Origin of the sequence: Streptomyces sp. NBC_01237 (genome assembly GCF_035917275.1) — a bacterium.
In the GTDB taxonomy this organism is placed as follows: Bacteria; Actinomycetota; Actinomycetes; order Streptomycetales; family Streptomycetaceae; genus Streptomyces.
The window spans coordinates 79,142-94,279 of record NZ_CP108510.1; the positions used below are offsets into that span (position 1 = coordinate 79,142).

13 protein-coding genes and 2 pseudogenes are annotated in these 15,138 nt (G+C 68.3%); 6 read left to right on the forward strand and 9 right to left on the reverse strand.

Annotation, left to right across the window (positions count from 1 at the left end):
• Positions 1-147: 147 nt before the first annotated feature.
• A complete protein-coding gene (locus OG251_RS43535) occupies positions 148-1,437 on the forward strand; it encodes a hypothetical protein (RefSeq protein ID WP_326682836.1) in 1,290 nt (429 codons plus the stop codon).
• 208 nt (positions 1,438-1,645) lie between these two features.
• Here OG251_RS43535 and OG251_RS43540 read toward each other — a convergent pair.
• Positions 1,646-2,117: pseudogene (locus OG251_RS43540) on the reverse strand (IS110 family transposase); the annotation flags it as partial.
• A 47-nt stretch (positions 2,118-2,164) separates the two neighbouring features.
• On the opposite strand from OG251_RS43540, the gene OG251_RS45160 reads away from it, so the two are divergent.
• Complete coding sequence (locus tag OG251_RS45160; protein ID WP_442818484.1) at positions 2,165-2,704, forward strand: hypothetical protein; 540 nt, start codon at positions 2,165-2,167, stop codon at positions 2,702-2,704.
• 53 nt (positions 2,705-2,757) lie between these two features.
• Positions 2,758-3,651, forward strand: a complete 894-nt coding sequence (locus tag OG251_RS43550; protein ID WP_326682837.1) for a Vgb family protein — start codon at positions 2,758-2,760, stop codon at positions 3,649-3,651.
• Between the two features lie 204 nt (positions 3,652-3,855).
• Here OG251_RS43550 and OG251_RS43555 read toward each other — a convergent pair whose 3' ends face one another.
• Positions 3,856-4,287: a MerR family transcriptional regulator gene (locus OG251_RS43555; RefSeq protein ID WP_326682838.1), complete on the reverse strand. Its 432-nt coding sequence runs from the start codon at positions 4,285-4,287 to the stop codon at positions 3,856-3,858.
• 92 nt (positions 4,288-4,379) lie between these two features.
• Between OG251_RS43555 and OG251_RS43560 the strand changes: the two genes are divergently transcribed.
• Both OG251_RS43560 and OG251_RS43565 read left to right on the forward strand, forming a co-directional pair.
• Positions 4,380-5,045, forward strand: a complete 666-nt coding sequence (locus OG251_RS43560; RefSeq protein ID WP_326682839.1) for a class II aldolase/adducin family protein — start codon at positions 4,380-4,382, stop codon at positions 5,043-5,045.
• Complete coding sequence (locus OG251_RS43565) at positions 5,042-5,482, forward strand: carboxymuconolactone decarboxylase family protein (protein ID WP_326682840.1); 441 nt, start codon at positions 5,042-5,044, stop codon at positions 5,480-5,482. The genes OG251_RS43560 and OG251_RS43565 overlap by 4 nt, the downstream gene beginning before the upstream one ends.
• A gap of 1,095 nt (positions 5,483-6,577) precedes the next feature.
• Here OG251_RS43565 and OG251_RS43570 read toward each other — a convergent pair.
• The 6 genes and pseudogenes from OG251_RS43570 to OG251_RS43595 all read right to left on the reverse strand — a co-directional run bounded on the left by OG251_RS43570 (position 6,578) and on the right by OG251_RS43595 (position 12,066).
• On the reverse strand, positions 6,578-7,210 hold the full coding sequence (locus tag OG251_RS43570; protein WP_326682841.1) for a DUF2461 family protein: 633 nt from the start codon (positions 7,208-7,210) through the stop codon (positions 6,578-6,580).
• 278 nt (positions 7,211-7,488) lie between these two features.
• Positions 7,489-7,860, reverse strand: coding sequence for a toxin Doc (locus tag OG251_RS43575; RefSeq protein ID WP_385898775.1), 372 nt, complete (start codon positions 7,858-7,860; stop codon positions 7,489-7,491).
• 2 nt (positions 7,861-7,862) lie between these two features.
• Complete coding sequence (locus tag OG251_RS43580; protein ID WP_326682842.1) at positions 7,863-8,111, reverse strand: ribbon-helix-helix protein, CopG family; 249 nt, start codon at positions 8,109-8,111, stop codon at positions 7,863-7,865.
• A 1,245-nt stretch (positions 8,112-9,356) separates the two neighbouring features.
• Positions 9,357-10,076, reverse strand: a complete 720-nt coding sequence (locus OG251_RS43585; protein ID WP_326682843.1) for a class I SAM-dependent methyltransferase — start codon at positions 10,074-10,076, stop codon at positions 9,357-9,359.
• A gap of 312 nt (positions 10,077-10,388) precedes the next feature.
• Positions 10,389-11,618 (reverse strand): annotated as a pseudogene (locus tag OG251_RS45165) (ISAzo13 family transposase); the annotation flags it as partial.
• 100 nt (positions 11,619-11,718) lie between these two features.
• Entirely contained in the window at positions 11,719-12,066 is a 348-nt protein-coding gene (locus OG251_RS43595) for a PRC-barrel domain containing protein (RefSeq protein WP_326682844.1), read from the reverse strand.
• A 1,045-nt stretch (positions 12,067-13,111) separates the two neighbouring features.
• On the opposite strand from OG251_RS43595, the gene OG251_RS43600 reads away from it, so the two are divergent.
• A complete protein-coding gene (locus OG251_RS43600) occupies positions 13,112-13,570 on the forward strand; it encodes a sel1 repeat family protein (protein ID WP_326682845.1) in 459 nt (152 codons plus the stop codon).
• A 768-nt stretch (positions 13,571-14,338) separates the two neighbouring features.
• On the opposite strand, the gene OG251_RS43605 is transcribed toward OG251_RS43600, so the two are convergent.
• Positions 14,339-14,932, reverse strand: coding sequence for a hypothetical protein (locus OG251_RS43605; RefSeq protein ID WP_326682846.1), 594 nt, complete (start codon positions 14,930-14,932; stop codon positions 14,339-14,341).
• Positions 14,933-15,138: the final 206 nt, after the last annotated feature.

Consider the following 15,138-nt stretch of genomic DNA (forward strand, 5'->3'; position numbering starts at 1 on the left):
CATCATGGTCGCCTTGCAAGTTCGCCGAACAGGTGGAAGACCGGAGTGCGTTGGTGATGTGATGTCCCTCCGGGTCCATCCATTTCCATGTATGTCCGCGCAGGTCACGACGTTAAATCCGGACAGAGAAACAGAGGGAAGGGCAACATGCACGAAGAGGAACCCTCCCGGTCGGCGCAGTCTGCCCAACCGCGGTTCTCCCGGCCGCCACGAAAGCGAGGTACGGTCAGGGCGGTCACTCCCGAGCGCGTCGAGCTCGCGCGATGGCTGTTGGAGTGTACGGGCGGCCGGCCCGTACGCGAGCTGGAAAATGCCTTCCCGAACAGCCCCAGCAAAGGCCAGTGGAATGAACTCCTCAATGGCCGCAGGCTGGTCTCCCGTGATCTGCTGGACAGCGTCATCACCAGCCTGGTCCCTTTGGGCGACCGGCAGAGAATGCGGAGACGCGGGGAGCGTCTGCTGGCAGCGGCCGAAGCTGCGGACAGAGCGAACAGCAACTCCGACGCCCCTGCCGTGTTTCCCCGCCCTGCCTCGGAGCCCCTGCCGGGGACACCACGCTCTCAGGCCCAACCGGCTGATTTGAGAATGAGTCGACGCCGTGTGCTGACCGCGCTCTCCTTCGCCGGGGTTGCAGCCGGAGGCGGGACCTGGGCCCTGTGGCCCAAGGAAGCCCGGAGTGGGGCCGACTCCAGCAAGCCAGCCTTCGAATTACCGAGCGGCAAGATGAGGATCGACGCGGTCATGCCGGTGCCGCCTGCCAAACCGCATCAGGTTGTATCCGACTACTGGCTGTTCACCGAAGACCGCTACCTCCGGGTCAGGATTTCTTCCACTGCGGATGCGAAATACCCCGTGTATGAGGTTCTGAAGCCCCCCACCAAACTGAGCGAATGGGGAAAAACCATTGGGGCGGTAAAGGGGTTCCAGGAGGGAATCGACGCCGTACTGCACGTTCCGGAGGAGCCCAATCAGTACTGGGTGTTCTCCAAGGACCAGTACATCCGCATTGAGGTATCCCCCAAAGACAGATACGCGGACAAGATGATTTCCGACCCCATCCCCAACTCCATCAGCGACTGGGCCGAGGCTTTCAAAGGGTTCACTAGCATCGATGCGGTGATGCCAGTGCCCGGCAGCGAGAACAAGGCCTGGGTGTTCTCGGGCAACAATTACGTTCTGATCAGGCTGCATGGCAAGGGAAAGGTAGGAGGTACGCCTGAGGTGCACCAGTCAATTTCTGACGGTTGGGAAGGAAGTATTGGCTCACAAGAGGGTTTCTCCACCGGAATCGACGCAGCGATTCCGGTGCCGGGCGAGCCCAAGCAGTACTGGGTGTTCTCTGGGAAAAAGTACATGAAAATCAATGTCTCAATGAACGATAACTACTCCGACTCAGCGCTCCGGCCTCCCAGCACTCTCCGAACCGAGTCCACGTGATGAGCAGTCAGGGCTCTTGTCAGATTCGAGGTGCGCGGGTTCGTCCCCCGAAAGAGTGAAGTTACCGCCGTCGGCCTCGGCGAGGACGTCGAGCCGATGGCCTCCTCGAAGACAGTGACGATGCGAGGCGGTCCGGATGCTCCGGGTGCTCGGAGCGTCGGCCGGCCCGGTCAACGTCGTTTTTCTGGCATCGCCGCCGCACGTCGTTTCCGGCGGCGCACTCCAGCGACGGGTGGAACTGGGTGAGCAGGCCGCGTATCCGGTTGGAGGTGCGGGTGGCCTCGGCGGCGAGGTCCTGGTCGAAGCCGGTCAGGACCGTGAGCTCGGTGGTGCTCTCGTCGGTCAGCTCCAGCGAACGCAGGGTGTGGGGCATCGTCCGGGCGGCGTCCGCGATCACCGCCGCGTCCTTCGCGTCCGTTTTCGCCTCGCCCGGATACAGATCAAACGACCTCGCAGCCCGCGTCGCGGGCCACGGTCAGCGGCAAGGCACCGATGGACGCGGGCTGGTCCACGATCACCAGCACCGTGCCGAACTTGTCTTTGAGCTTGTCGAAGACGGCCCGCAGCCTGGGTTCGCTGTTGGGCATCGGCTTGTCGAAGACGTTCTTCCCGGCCGGCGTGAGCCCGTGACCGTGACGGGCGGTCCTGCCGAAGACGCCCACGCCTTCGGTGTCGAACATCGCACCCTCTCCGGGTCGTTGACCGTGCCGGCCTCAGCAGTGGCGCCGTGCTCGCGCATCCACCCAACCGGGACGACCAGACGCGCAACCGCCAGCAACTCGGCTCCCGCGGCGGCCGGCCGCCGCATTTCGACCCGGTCGACCATCGCGAGCGCCATGCGGTCGAGTGCGGGATCAACCGTCTGAAGAGGCACCGTGCCGTTGCCACTCGCTACGACGAACTCGCCGTCCGCTACGAGGCGACCGTGCTGGTCGCAGTCCTTAACGAGTGGCTGTGGCGGACGTCCTCCTGGGACCGTGTGCCGGTGAACTCAGGGCTCCCCGCCGGATGGACGATCGAGCGTGTGCGCGCTCTCTCCGGAGACGAAAGCGCCGCCCAGCTCTCCTTCGATCGGCTCGTAGTCGTCGAGGTGGCCGGTCAGGGCGACCACGAACCGCTCCGGCCCGATGTGATTCTTGCGTTCCACGAGTTGTGCCTCGTGAGGGACGACGGTGAGTGGTTCATGGGACAGCTCGACGGTGACGGCTCGGTGATCTGTTGGGCCTCCCACGGATCCGACCTGGCGGAGGCCATTCGCAGTCTCTGAACGACACCCCGCATCATCAGCCACGTTCGCAACAAGCACTACAAGGAGTTGCTGTGCACCATTCTGATGCCCCGGCCACCAGGGAGATCTCCGTGGCGGACAAGGGCGCGGGGCCTTACGGCATCGCGGCCGGACCTGACGGTGCGTTGTGGCTCACCTTCGTGCACAGTGGCCGCATCGCGCGTCTCACCCTCGACGGCGACCTCGACGAGTACCCCCTGGACTCGTCTGAGTGTCGCCCTACGGTCATTACTCCCGGGCCCGACGGAGCACTGTGGTTCACCCGGTCCCAGAACCACCGGATCGGCCGCGTCACCGCCGACGGCGAAACGGAATCCTTCCCCGTACCGACGCCCGACAGCGGACCCTTCGGTATCACTGCCGGACCTGACGGTGCGGTGTGGTTCACGGAGATGAACACCGACCGTATCGGCCGCATCACCTGCAAGGGTGAGATCACCGAGTTCGTCCTTCCCCGTACGGGCGCCTGTCCCTCGGCAATCACCGCAGGCCCTGATGGGGCCCTGTGGTTCACCCTCAACCAGGCGAACGCAATCGGCCGCATCACTGTCCACGGAGACATCGTCATACACCCACTCCCCACCCCCAGCGCCGCACCCGTGGGCATCACCAGTGACGGCGCCGCCTTGTGGTTCGTTGAGATCGCAGCGGGCCAGATCGGCAGGATCTCGGTGGATGGCGAGATCAAGGAGTTCCCGCTCCCCGACCGCACGGCCAAACCCCATGCCATCGTCGCGGCGTCCACCGGGGACTGCTGGTTCACCGAATGGGGAGCCAACCGCATTGGCCACATCACCGATAGCGGCGAGATCGCCGAGTACAGCCTGCCGTCACCGTCGTCCGAGCCGCACGGCATCACCATGGGTTCCGACGGCGCAGTGTGGGTGGCCCTTGAGACGGGAGGGGTCGCGCGGTTGGAACCGTAGCTCGGGACGGAGAAGCGCCCAGGTCAGCCTTGTGGCCGATGCCGCGGAGAACAGGGCCGGTTCGTGCGTCCCGGGCCGCCCGGAACCGCAGCTCACGGTGACCGATGGCACGGACAACGAAGCACTGTCCGCAGCGGCCGTCACAAGCCGCCCACCGCCACCTCGCGGCCTGCGTACCTCGCGCGCGTGGGCCCCTCACACAGTTCACGGCGCCGGATCAGGCGTCTGCCACGCCGCCATCTGCTCTCGGAACTTCGGGCATCTGACGATGTCCTCTTCGCTACATTTGAGGGCATGGGTCAGAAGCTGATGGGCGTGGTCGAGATCGACCATGCGCTGCTCGATCTCGCTGATCTTGGTGCGGATCATTGCCTTTCTGCGTGGCTGCTCCCGCTGGAACTCTTTGATCTCGACCAGGGTCAGCCCGGCCTGCTGGCACTTGCGAAGTACCGTGATCCGCTCGGCGGCCTCCGGCGGATAGCGTCGCTGGCCGCTCTTACGCTCGGGCGCGGGCAGCAGGCCGTGGCGCTCCCAGTACCGGATGGCCGAAGCGGGCACTCCGGTGATCTCGGCGAGCCGGCCGATCGTCATGCGCACGTTCCGTTCCTCCTGCTGCTCGTCGGGATCATCCGGCATTTGACTTAAACCTTAGTTCAAGTTGAAGAGTGGTCCGCGCATGGACAGCGACGAACGAGCTGCCACTGGGCAGCGCACTTGGAGATACCGCTATGAGCGACACGTACGTACGGAAAGAGCGGGCCGACCAGCTGGTGGAAGCCGCTGAGAAGCTATTCGCGGCCGGAGTGATGTCCCACTCAGGGCACGCCAATCTGAGCGCCAGGCTTGACGGTGAGCGCCTTCTGCTGACGCCGGGGTTCGTCCGCGGCCTGCGGCCCGAACAGCTGGCGACCGTGGGTTTCGACGGACAGGTCCTGGAAGGTGAGCTGCAGTCCGTCAGCGCCGAGATCATCGCCATGCACAGCGCCGTGTACAAGGCCCGCCCCCATGTGGGCGCGATCATCCACACCCACTCGCCGTCCGCGACCGCCTTCGCCGTGGCCCACCGCCCGCTGCCCTGCCGCACCGAGCCGATGCTGCGCTTCGGACAGGCCGAGGACGTCCCCGTGGTTCCCTGGGGACCTCGCGGATCGGACGTGTCGGTGCGCGGTCTCGCCGATGTGCTGAAACGGCGCCCGACGACGGCCGCAGTCCTGCTGGCCAACCACGGACTCTTGGTGTTCGGTCCAGATTCGGCGGCCACCGCCCACCTCGTGGTGGCGATCGAGGAGAGCGCCGAAGCCGAGATCGCCGCCGCGGCGATCGGCGGGGCCGTGGACTTCCCCCCGGGCGCCCAGGATGCCGTTCGCGCCGCGATCGCGCGGGTCATGTCATGACGGACGACATCCTCGCCTCCCGTACGGAGGCCATACGCGACCGTTACCGCTCCACCCTCGGAACCGTTCCCGGCGGGGTGCAGGAGCGGCTGCGCCTGGCCCAGGAGTTCGGCCGACTGCCGACCGAAGAGGCGATCGCGGCACTGCGACACATCGTGCTGACCGACAATCCGCTGGGAGCGCGCGTGCAGCAGCTCGTCCACTACGGGCAGCTGTTGGCCCTTGGCCGGGCACACCCCGCCCGGATCCACGCCCAGGGCGCACTCCACGCCGGAGCCGGCATCGCCGACCTCATCGGCGTCGCCGAGACAGCGCTCATCACCGCGGGCGTGCCGGCGTACGCACTCGGCACCGAAATCACCGCCGAACTCCTGCCGCACAAAAACGACGGCGAAGTGCGGCCATCGGATCGTGCGGGCGGCCCGGTCCGACTCTGAGACAGAAGTCAGGGGTTGAGGAACATTCGACCGGAAATCGGCGCCTGTACCCTCCGTGACGGCCACCGCAGATCGTGCTTCGTTATCCGTGCCATCGGTCACCGTGAGCTGCGGTTCCGGGCGGCTCGGGACGCACGAACCGGCCCTGTTCTCTGCGGCATCGGCCCCTGGGAGGGCTCAGCGCACGTGATGACGTCGCTGTTCCTCAGCCCCCGATCACACCACCACTCGTTTTCCCGGGAACATCGCGGCAGCAGGAGCTCACCGCCGGCCAGTTCGGACCGTGTGGTCGCCTCACGCTTCCGCGGGTGTGACGGCGTGGGTAGGGCGGTTGCGTTCTGACCGGTGGGCAGACGACGCTGGACGCCTGGCGACCAGCCCTCCCCCGCTGTTGCCGTCATTTCCCCCGGCCGGTGCGTAGTCGCCCATGCACCTGGCCACGGAGGATCGCGGACGGTGGGCGCCCAGGGAACCGTCCAGCAGGGGAAAGCCAGCCTCACCGCCGGTCACGGTCGACCTGCCCGAGAACCGGACGAACACACCGGCTGCGTGCCTTCGTTCCCGCGATGGGACCCCAGCCGACGAAAGCCGGCCGGCAGGGTGCGGCGGACAGGCAGGCGTACGTCACGTGTGCCCCGTTCAGCCATGTCCCGGGCACCAGCCACCCTTTGTCGGCCCTGACAGGAACCCAGTTCCCTCCGCAGTCGGCCGTGTTGATGTGGGTCCCCGTCCGAGTGGCGTTCGTGAGCTGTGCTCCCTGTGGTGGAGAGGTGGCGGACGTGGGGGACGTTACCCGGGCCGCCGATGACACTGCCTACCCCGACAGTTACGCGGTCAACGGCCGCGGACCAGGCTGCGGTGCCTGCCTGCCTACTTCCTGCTGATCCGGGGGGCTGCCGGGACGCCCACGGCCACCACGTCCGCCACGTCCGCCACCCCTGATTCCTGTGGCGAGGTCGGCCTGTAGCTCGTCGGTCAGGCGCTGGAGGGCACAATGCCGTGCGGCGTCGCTCGCCCCGGTGCCGGTGGTCGCCGCGGCTTTGGCCCGCAGCGCGGCAAGGACGGCCCGGCCGCCACCGGACAGTTCTTCCGGTGTCAGGCGGCGTGTTTCACGTGGCGGACCAGCCACATCAGCAGGGCGTCCAGGTCGGCGGCGGCCGAGAGGACCCGGTCGACCGCCTCGGGGGTGTGCAGCCATTCCTCGCAGCCGAGGGGACGGGCGGCGATCAGCGAACGGTGGCGCAGCAGGTTCGTACGGGAGTGGTCCGTCGGATAGCCGCGCGGGGGGCGTTTCATCACGTCCCCGGAGATGTCGTAGCCCCTGTTCCGCACGTCCTCGACGATGGCGGACAGTTCGCGGCCGCTCCCCTCTGAGGCCACGGCTTTGCGGAACATGTCCACCTGGCCGGGATCGGGGTACCACCAGGCGCCCTGGATCCGCAGGCCGTCCAGGTCGAACCGGAGACCGATCTCGATCTTGCGGCCGAGCCGGATCACCGCGCTCTGGTGCTGCCACCACCAGGAGTCGGTGCGGTAGTGCCAGACGGAGAAGTCCTCGTAGCGGGGGTCGGTGTCCGCGACCTTGTTGAGAAGGGCGATCATCGGCTGCCGGACCAGGCATTCGCGGTCCGCGCGGTAGCGCTCGCGGGTCGCGTGGGTCGGTTCGCCCTGGAGCTGCCACAGCACGTCCATGGCCTGCTCCGGCCAGCCGGTGAACTCTCCTTGCATGCGCGGATGGTAGCTCACCCATGATCCGCCGATCCGCGCGCGGAGAGTGAGACGGGCAGGGAGGCGTAGCCCCGGACATAGCGGGAGGTGTTGCGGCGGGGCTCGGCCATGCCCCCCTCTCCTTCACCTGCGCCCTCCAAGAGCTGACTCGCAGGAAGCGGCGGGGCCTTCACCGGCAGCCGCCCCCGCCCGAGCGGGCACGGACGGATGGCTGGCGGCGCGCGTCAGGGGCCGCCACACGCCAGGCGTCGTGCTCGGCAGCGCGTGGCGGATCCAGCTCAGATCCGCCAGGAGCGGATGCGGTCCGCGGCGTCGTACGCGTCGGTCCGCCCGGCGTCGATGTCGCGGGCCAGGTCGATCAGCGCCCCGTACGGTGCGTCGAGGCCTTCACCCGCCGCGCTCATGTACGCCACGGCGATCCCGGTGCCGAAGAGGGCGTTGCGGGCGGGGAGCGGGCGCAGTCGGATGATGGTGTGCATGAGGGCGGCGGCGCGCCAGGCGTTGTCGACGACGGCGCCGACCCTGGGGGTGTTGACCCGGTGGCGGCCGACGGCGGCGACCAGGGTGGAGAAGTCGTGGATCGTGGGGTGCTTGGGCAGGACCTCGGCCTGGCGCTCCAGGAGCCACCGGATGTCGACGTGGAGCTCCACGGTCAGGCGGCCCGCCCCGCCGTGTCCGTGCGGGCCGGTGTGTCGTCGGGGAACGCCGCGTCGAACGCGTCGCCGTGGACGTCGAGGAAGTCGCGGAAGACCTCTGCTGCGCCTTTGAGGCGGGGGTCGCGGACCGCGTCGTGCGCGGCCCGGCTGATAAGTGCGGTCACCGTGGTCCCCTCCGCCTCCGCGCGCTCCTTCAGCAGGGCGTGCAGCTGGTCATCGACCCGGATCGTCACTGGTTTCGACATACCTCCGACCGTACAGCAAGCCGTACAGCAGACGGGCGGAGTCGGGTGGCCCCAGTCCGCCGACCGCTCTGTCCCGCAGGGTGACCGTCGACCACAGCTGCCACCCGTACGCGACCACCCGACACCCGAAATCCTCGGCTCTCGCCTCACCTGCGCGGCCAGCGGGGCAGGGTGCTGTGGGGTTGCAGGAACCTACGCAGGCATTCGTCGTGAGGGATCTGCCTCGTCCCGGCCAGGTCCGGCACGGTCATTGTTGGCGCACAGCTTCCCCTGTACTGCGCAGCATCGCGGGCACTCCTCCCTGTACCCGTCGCCGCGTGGCACCTGGCGGTGCAGTCGGCGTTCGTTCTTCTTCGCCTCCGGCCACCCGTCAGCGGCCTCGGGCAGCCCGTACACGCGGCCGATCCGGCCCCTGTTCGGGAGCACACGGGCTGCCACCAGCGATCCTTCGCGTTCCGGCAGCGGGATTCCGTCTCGGTTTCGGCCTTGGCGTTCAGTTTCCGGGCGGCTTGCTCCTGCTTTCTGACCAGCGGGGCAAGGAGTACGGCTGCTGCTGCGGTGCGGTTCTCCTCGTCGGTACGGTCGTGGGCGGCGAGGGCGTGCACTCTGGCCTCCTGGGCGTTCTCCTCGGCCATCGCGGCGCCCAGGCGGGAGAACACAGGAAGATCCGGGCCCTGGCCCGCGCGTCCGGTGGCTTCCTGTTCTTTCTCAGGCCCGGCGGACCGGCGGAGGTGTGCTGCGGGGGCGGACGATCTGCTCGACCGCCGGTGTCGACAAGCCCCGCTCCGTCATCGCGCACTCGTCCGATGGGAACCACTTGGTAGCTCTGGCGAAGGCCTCGGTGCCGATCCGTACCCGGCGTGCGGTGCCCTAGCTGTTGAGACGGATGCGGGGGACGTACCAGCGGCGGATCAGCGTGCCCTGGTCCACCGGCAGCGCTACCGCGAGCACCGGTGCGTGGCAGCCCGGTCACCGCGGTCACGCAGCCAGGCGGCGGCCGCGGACTTCACGTACAAGGGGTCGGCACTGTTCACTCCCCCCGACATGGCGGCCGCAGAGTTGGGGCGGTCCGTCCGGGCCCAGGTGGTGTGCGAAGTGGCGGACACGGTCGGTGTGGCTTCGTCGTCAGCTCGATGGGCGCACCGCCCTCCGGAACCGCGATCCCTGGGCTTCGTCAGTTCGCTCATCACGGTCCCAACGCTCGCCACCGGCAACCTTCGCGCGGGCCGCCGTACAGAATCCGGGTCAGGGACGGCCGGCGACGAACCAGCGGGCGGGGAGCTCGACCGGTGAACCGTCCGGGCGGGTCTCGCTCATGGCGAGGGCAGCGGTGCCCTCGCCGAGGACGGTGAGCCCTGCTGCCCGCAGCAGGGCGGCGATTTCGCCCTCAGCGACTTCGCCGGGGTGCAGGTCGTGTTCCTTGACACGGCGCAGTTTGAGGGAAGGGCCGCCGGGCTGAGCGGCGACGGCGGCGATGACCGCCTTGGCCTGACCGGTCGGCTCCAGGATCAGGGCCCTACCGTGCGCGCCGACCAACTCGGCGACGGCGGCGGCTACCGCGGGGCGGTCCTCGGGGTCGCTCTGGTGCAGTACGGCCCGCATGTAGACGTTGGTGTCGCCGAGGCGCTCGTGCAGCGCGCCGGTCTGCGTCGGGTCGGTGAGGTTGAGCTGCTCGTACGTCGCGGCTCCGCCCGGATCGGTCCGGCGGGCGTGGGCGATGGCGGCGGCGGAGAGGTCGACGCCGACGGCGGGGGTGAAACGGGTGGCGAGAAAGCGGGTCTGGGTGCCGTTGCCGCACCCGAGGTCGGCGACCGGCAGGCAGTGGTCGGCGTACGGGGTGAGGTGCTCGACGTCACGCCGCGCTGTCAGGGCCGGATCCGCGTCCCAGAAGGGTTCGCCCTGCTCGCCGGAACTCTGCTCCCAGAAGCCTTCCCACGCGGTGCGGTAGCGGTCGGATACGGTCATGGAGTCTCCTCGCGGTGTACGGGCGGATCGGTGTGCGGGAGTCCGGTGCCCCTGATGGTTCCCGGCGGGCGTCTCACCCGGCCTCCGAGCCGCCGGGGAAGGATGTCCCGTCCCGGGTTCCGGTGCCGAGGGCGACCACGGCCGACAGCCTGGCATGCCCAGCCACCAGGCAGCCGCCCCGGTGTGCCGCCCGCGACCGCCTTCGTACGAGTACCTTCGCGACCGCCTTCGTACGAGTACCTTAGGGCTCGCAGAGAATCGACATGCGGGTTTGATCTCCCTCGTGGGCTGGCTGCCGTACTTGTCGAGGTGGGCGGCCACTTCCGTCGGGGTGCGGAATCCGGCGGTTGAGGCCGGGATCGCGTGCTCGGCCCGTAGGGGCCGCGCCTTTGGGGCGGCCCGCGTGAGCGTGCTTCCGGTGACGCCGAAGAGCCGGGCGAGCAGGGCATGGGTGCCGGTCTTTCGCAGGCACAGGACGGCGGCCAGCATCCGGTCCGTGTCGGAGAGCTTGTCCTTGGCGCCCGCGCCTCGAACGCGGAGTCGCTCACCGCTCCGGCGTTCGTTGCGAAGCCGCTCATGTCGGTGTGCCGGCGCCGGGATCAACGTTGACCAGAGCGTCCGGTTGCGGGATGGCCATGCCCGTCAGCTCCGGATCGCGAAGCAGGGAGGCGTCGAGTCCGTTCGGACGCTTGGGCTGCTCGGCGACGATCGCGGCGGCGGCTTCTGAGCCGGTCTCCTGGCCGGAGGTCGGTTGGGGCCCGCCAGGGTGGAGCCTGTAGTTCCAGTCGCCGTGGAAGCGGTGCCGGCTCATCGGCAGCGCGTCAATCTCGGCGTCGGTGACCTTCACGCCGGTAGGGGCTGGTGTCCAGTTCCGCGTGAACGGCCGGTCCGGTGCGGGAAATGGACGCCGCGATGCTGTTCACGATGCCTTCGTGGCCGGTGGGTCTGCCACGCCAGTTCATGGAGATGCGGGAGAACAGCCGGTGTTCCACCTTGTTCCCTTTCGAAGTCCCAGGAGGAAGGTGGCAGACGGTGATCTCAAGGCCGGTCTCAGCGGCCAGAGCGGCAGGTTCGGCCTTCCAGGCGCGGGTGCGGTAGCCGTTGGAGCCACCCACGCCGACGGTGATCAGCAGCCGGGCGGCCGTGGGGGAGTTGTCCCGCCCCTGGGCGTGCCACCAGCGGTGGATGGAGGCGACCTCGAACGCGGCGGTGTCGTGGTCGGTGCCGACGCTGACCCGGCCGGTGTTCGCGATGGTGTCGTAGATCCCGTACGGGAGTGCCTTGCACGGCCCCTGCCGGTCCAGGAGATCATGAGCCTCGGCCTGGACCGGTTCACCCTGGGGCTGCCACTCGCGTCCAGCGTTCCTGTACTGCCCCACCAGTTTCTTCTTCCTGGTATCCACGCTGATCACCGATCACCACGTCTCCCGCGTCCCGGTGGGCGCGGGCCTGCTCGTTGACGTAGCGGAACTGGGCGTCGCGGTCCGGATACTGGGCGCCCTCGACGGTCTTGGTGTTGGCCCGCAGACTGAAGCCTTCCTCGCACTGCGGGGCAGGCCCCGCCGTTTACACGGTCGCGCCACGGAACGGGCGCGTGCCCGGGAACGGTGCCTGCCCTGCCGGTAAGTGCACTCCGTTCGGCTCAGTGGCCAAGGGAGAGGTAGTAGTCGCCGACCGCGGAGAGGTAGTCACGGTCGGCCGTCTCGCTGTCGATAGTGAAGCGGGGAGCGGCTTTGATCTCCTCACGGGACGGTGTGACCTTCACCGTCTGCGCCTGGGTGTCGATGGCGATGACGGCACCGGCCGGGATCAGCACGCTCCTGCCGAACTTCCACACGCCGGTGTCGACGACCAGGTGTTGCATGCCGGGCTGGTCCTGCTGGCGGTCCACGTGCCCGATGCCTCCGTCGGCGGCCTCCACGGTGAAGCCCACCAGTGACTGCCGGGACATGTAGCCGCTGTCCTGCCCGTACGTCCACACTCTGCTCACAGCTGTCTCCAAACCTTCGGCAACCGAAGCCGGTGGCCTCAACCGATCATGTGCTGTGACTGCTTCCCCGGTACCTGTCCGACAACCGCGGGCAGGTCACCCGGATCAGAAAGGAACACCACGGGGACGAGGCCCGGTGGCATCCGGGCAGCCGAGGAGCGAGGGACAACCCCTCCCCCGGCGCGTGCTGTCTCCGGACGTACTCAGACAGTCGTAGTGAGGGGTGGCGAGACGGGTCTTCGTGCCAAGCGCGGTCCGGGCCGTCCCACCTGCTCCGTAGCCACCACGGTCGCGGGTTCGGGACAGCCCGCCGCCCGGCCCGCTTCTCCGCCCGGCGTTGCGCGGCGTACTCCTCCACCCGCGCGAGCCACAGCATCCGCGCCTCATGCAGTTCCTCAACCGCCCGCACGAGCGCGTCCGGGTCCGCCTCCAGCCTCCGAGGGATCGCGGCGCTGAGCGTGAGGTGGTGGTAGGTCGCCCGGAAGCCGTACGGCGCGAAGAGGGTGATGCAGGTCCGCAGCGCGCTGTGCCGACGGCAAAGAGGGAGGCCGGCGTCGTGCACGCGCGCTCGGTGGGTCAGGAAGCTGGTCATTGTGTAGCCCTCAGGTCCAGCGCTCGTGCCAGGGCGGCGATGACGGCGGCGGCATGTACTGGCAGGTGTTGCCCCGTGGGCACCGCCGAACCCGAGTCCGGCCGAGCAGGCGGCGCTGCCGACGATATCGAAGCGCGAACCGCGCCTGGCCACGGACCGGCCGGGCCTGCTGGTGATCTCCGACAAGGGCTTCGCCTCCAGGGCGTCCGAGGTCCATCTGGCTTTCTGGGGAGCGGAGTTGCCGCATCCCTCGTTCAAGCGCGAGAAGAAGCACAAGGGCGGGAGCCTCCTGAGGTCGGTGCGGCAGCTGATCGAGCCGATCAACGACACTCAGGGGCACGAGGCGCGTGGGCACGGGTACCGAGCCCACGCCGCTGGCCGGTTCCGCCCTCGGCAAAAGAACGAAGGGGGCCTATTCTGCCCCTGTCAGGGTGGGCGGAATAAGGGGTCGGTGTGGCCGGCATTGCGCTGTTCGTTGCCGCGGTTCTGAGCATCATCGGTGTGACGACGGACCGGGACACGCTCACCCAGGTGAGCTGGATCCTGTGGGTCTTGGGCATCCTGCTCCTGGTCAACGGGGCCTTCCGAAACAGACGGAAGATGTCTGTCGATGAACTCCGCGTCGCCGCGGCGGCGGGCGATCCGGGTGCGCTGCGCGGCCTGGCGATGCTGGCCAAGATCCAGAACGACTTCGACGAGGCGGAACGTCTGCTGCGAACGGCCGTCGACAACGGTGATGTCGAGTCGATGTGGGAGATGGGCAGGCTCGTCGAGCAGCGCGACGGACTCGCGGAGTCGGAGCCCTGGTTCCGTATGGCCGCCGAGCGCGGCCACTTCGGCGCCAAGCGGTTCTTCCGCCCGGGGAGCGCGCTCAACAGGGACGGCAGCACTCCCCTCAAGAGCCCGTCCTGACGGTGGTCCGGGGACAAGGCCCAAGCGGAGTGCGGAGTAACGCGAACGCTGCCACGGGCCGGATCAGACCGGGCTCAGTCGCGACGGTACACACCATGACCGACCGCCTCGCAGACATCCTCGGCGAGCTAGGCGGCGGCCGGGCACGCCCGGCTGATGGCAGCGGCCTTCCTCGTCAACACCGTCGCCCCTCACCTGCGGGCTCGGGCCATCAACCATGTCCGTGACGGCATACACTCCGCCACCTCCGCCCCGGCCTGCCTGACCGGCTGGATGGCGATATTCGAGCGGCAGCACGGCCGGCTGCCAGTTGTCCTTCCTCAGGGCTTTGAAGGTCGCCAAGGACGCCGGAAACCAGGTCACTTACTGCCGCAACCTGCGCGGAATGAGCCTGCCGGCAGCGAGCCCACCCCGCGGACAGACGACCCGGGAGTTCGCAGACGCGGCCGCCCAAGCCGCACCGAAGGCACGACTACGGGCAGCACCACGAGGAAGCCGTCGTCACCGTGCGGACCTTGTACCGGATCGCCGACCGAAACCAGGACGCGGCCGCCCATCGACCCGCCCTGCGAACGGAGCACCGCGCCGCGTACACCTGTTGGCACACCGTCGCCAACCTCACCGCCGCGTTCCGCGACCTCCATGACGTCCACCGTCGGTCCGCGGACCACCTCGGACTACCGCTTCGTGTACTTGCTTCCCACCTGGCACCGCTTCCAGTGGGCTCTCACGCCCCAGTCTCCAGGCGCCCATGATCAAGGGGAAGCTTCACTCTCCAGGCACGGCTGCAGGGCGATGAACCTCCAGAACGACCGCGATCCCGGCCACGGTCCGGTCCTCGTGCATGGTGATCTGCTGGCCGGATCGAACGTGCGTCCAATGGGAGGGGGTGAGAGGCACGAGGCGAACTGTGGCCTGCCCGCCAGGCTCCAGAATGGGCATGCTCTCACCCCAGAGCGCGGCGATGCTGACCGCACGTTCACCGGTGGGCGAGAGGTGTCCGATGTCCCACATGGGTCGCAGAACCCCGGTGCCGGAGAATGGTGTCGTGCGTCGGCCCGCGCCAGCAGGGCGGAGCTTCAGGTCTGCTCGGATCACGCCATTGCGGATCTCGGAGCACCGCCAATGGCACCAGGCCGCGCTCCGCTCCAGTCGGAGCTGCTCAGCCGCCTCGGCGAGCTTCTCCCAGAACGCCAGAGGGATCGAGCGACCGTCTCCGAGTTCCTCCAGCAGGCCCAGAGCGATCTCCCACTCGTCATGGGCGAGGTAGTCCCAGATGTCTCGCACCGTGATGTCGTTCTCGGTGGCGGTATCTTCCGGGACCAGCAGGGAGGCTGATTCGAGCAACTCAGGGACGTCCATGCGCTCATTGTCAACCACATGCAGGAGCGTGTCGGCGCTCGTCCACCCGTAGTTCGGAGAAGGAGCCCGCCGCATCGCGTGGCACCGGACCGGGACGCACAACGTCCTGGACCGGCCCGTGGCCGACGGCCATCTCGCGGGCTCGGGGAGCCAGTTGGCCGGCGGATCCTCCCCATCCTGGTCGGGTACGACCAGGATGGGGTCGA

What these genes read in the sequence shown, in the direction of transcription:
- OG251_RS43580 (WP_326682842.1), bottom strand. Translation starts at nt 8,111, where the DNA reads ATGTCGAAACCAGTGACGATCCGGGTCGATGACCAGCTGCACGCCCTG.
- OG251_RS43555 (WP_326682838.1), bottom strand. Translation starts at nt 4,287, where the DNA reads ATGCCGGATGATCCCGACGAGCAGCAGGAGGAACGGAACGTGCGCATG.
- OG251_RS43585 (WP_326682843.1), bottom strand. Translation starts at nt 10,076, where the DNA reads ATGACCGTATCCGACCGCTACCGCACCGCGTGGGAAGGCTTCTGGGAG.
- OG251_RS43560 (WP_326682839.1), top strand. Translation starts at nt 4,380, where the DNA reads ATGAGCGACACGTACGTACGGAAAGAGCGGGCCGACCAGCTGGTGGAA.
- OG251_RS43570 (WP_326682841.1), bottom strand. Translation starts at nt 7,210, where the DNA reads ATGCAAGGAGAGTTCACCGGCTGGCCGGAGCAGGCCATGGACGTGCTG.
- OG251_RS43565 (WP_326682840.1), top strand. Translation starts at nt 5,042, where the DNA reads ATGACGGACGACATCCTCGCCTCCCGTACGGAGGCCATACGCGACCGT.
- OG251_RS43535 (WP_326682836.1), top strand. Translation starts at nt 148, where the DNA reads ATGCACGAAGAGGAACCCTCCCGGTCGGCGCAGTCTGCCCAACCGCGG.
- OG251_RS43605 (WP_326682846.1), bottom strand. Translation starts at nt 14,932, where the DNA reads ATGGACGTCCCTGAGTTGCTCGAATCAGCCTCCCTGCTGGTCCCGGAA.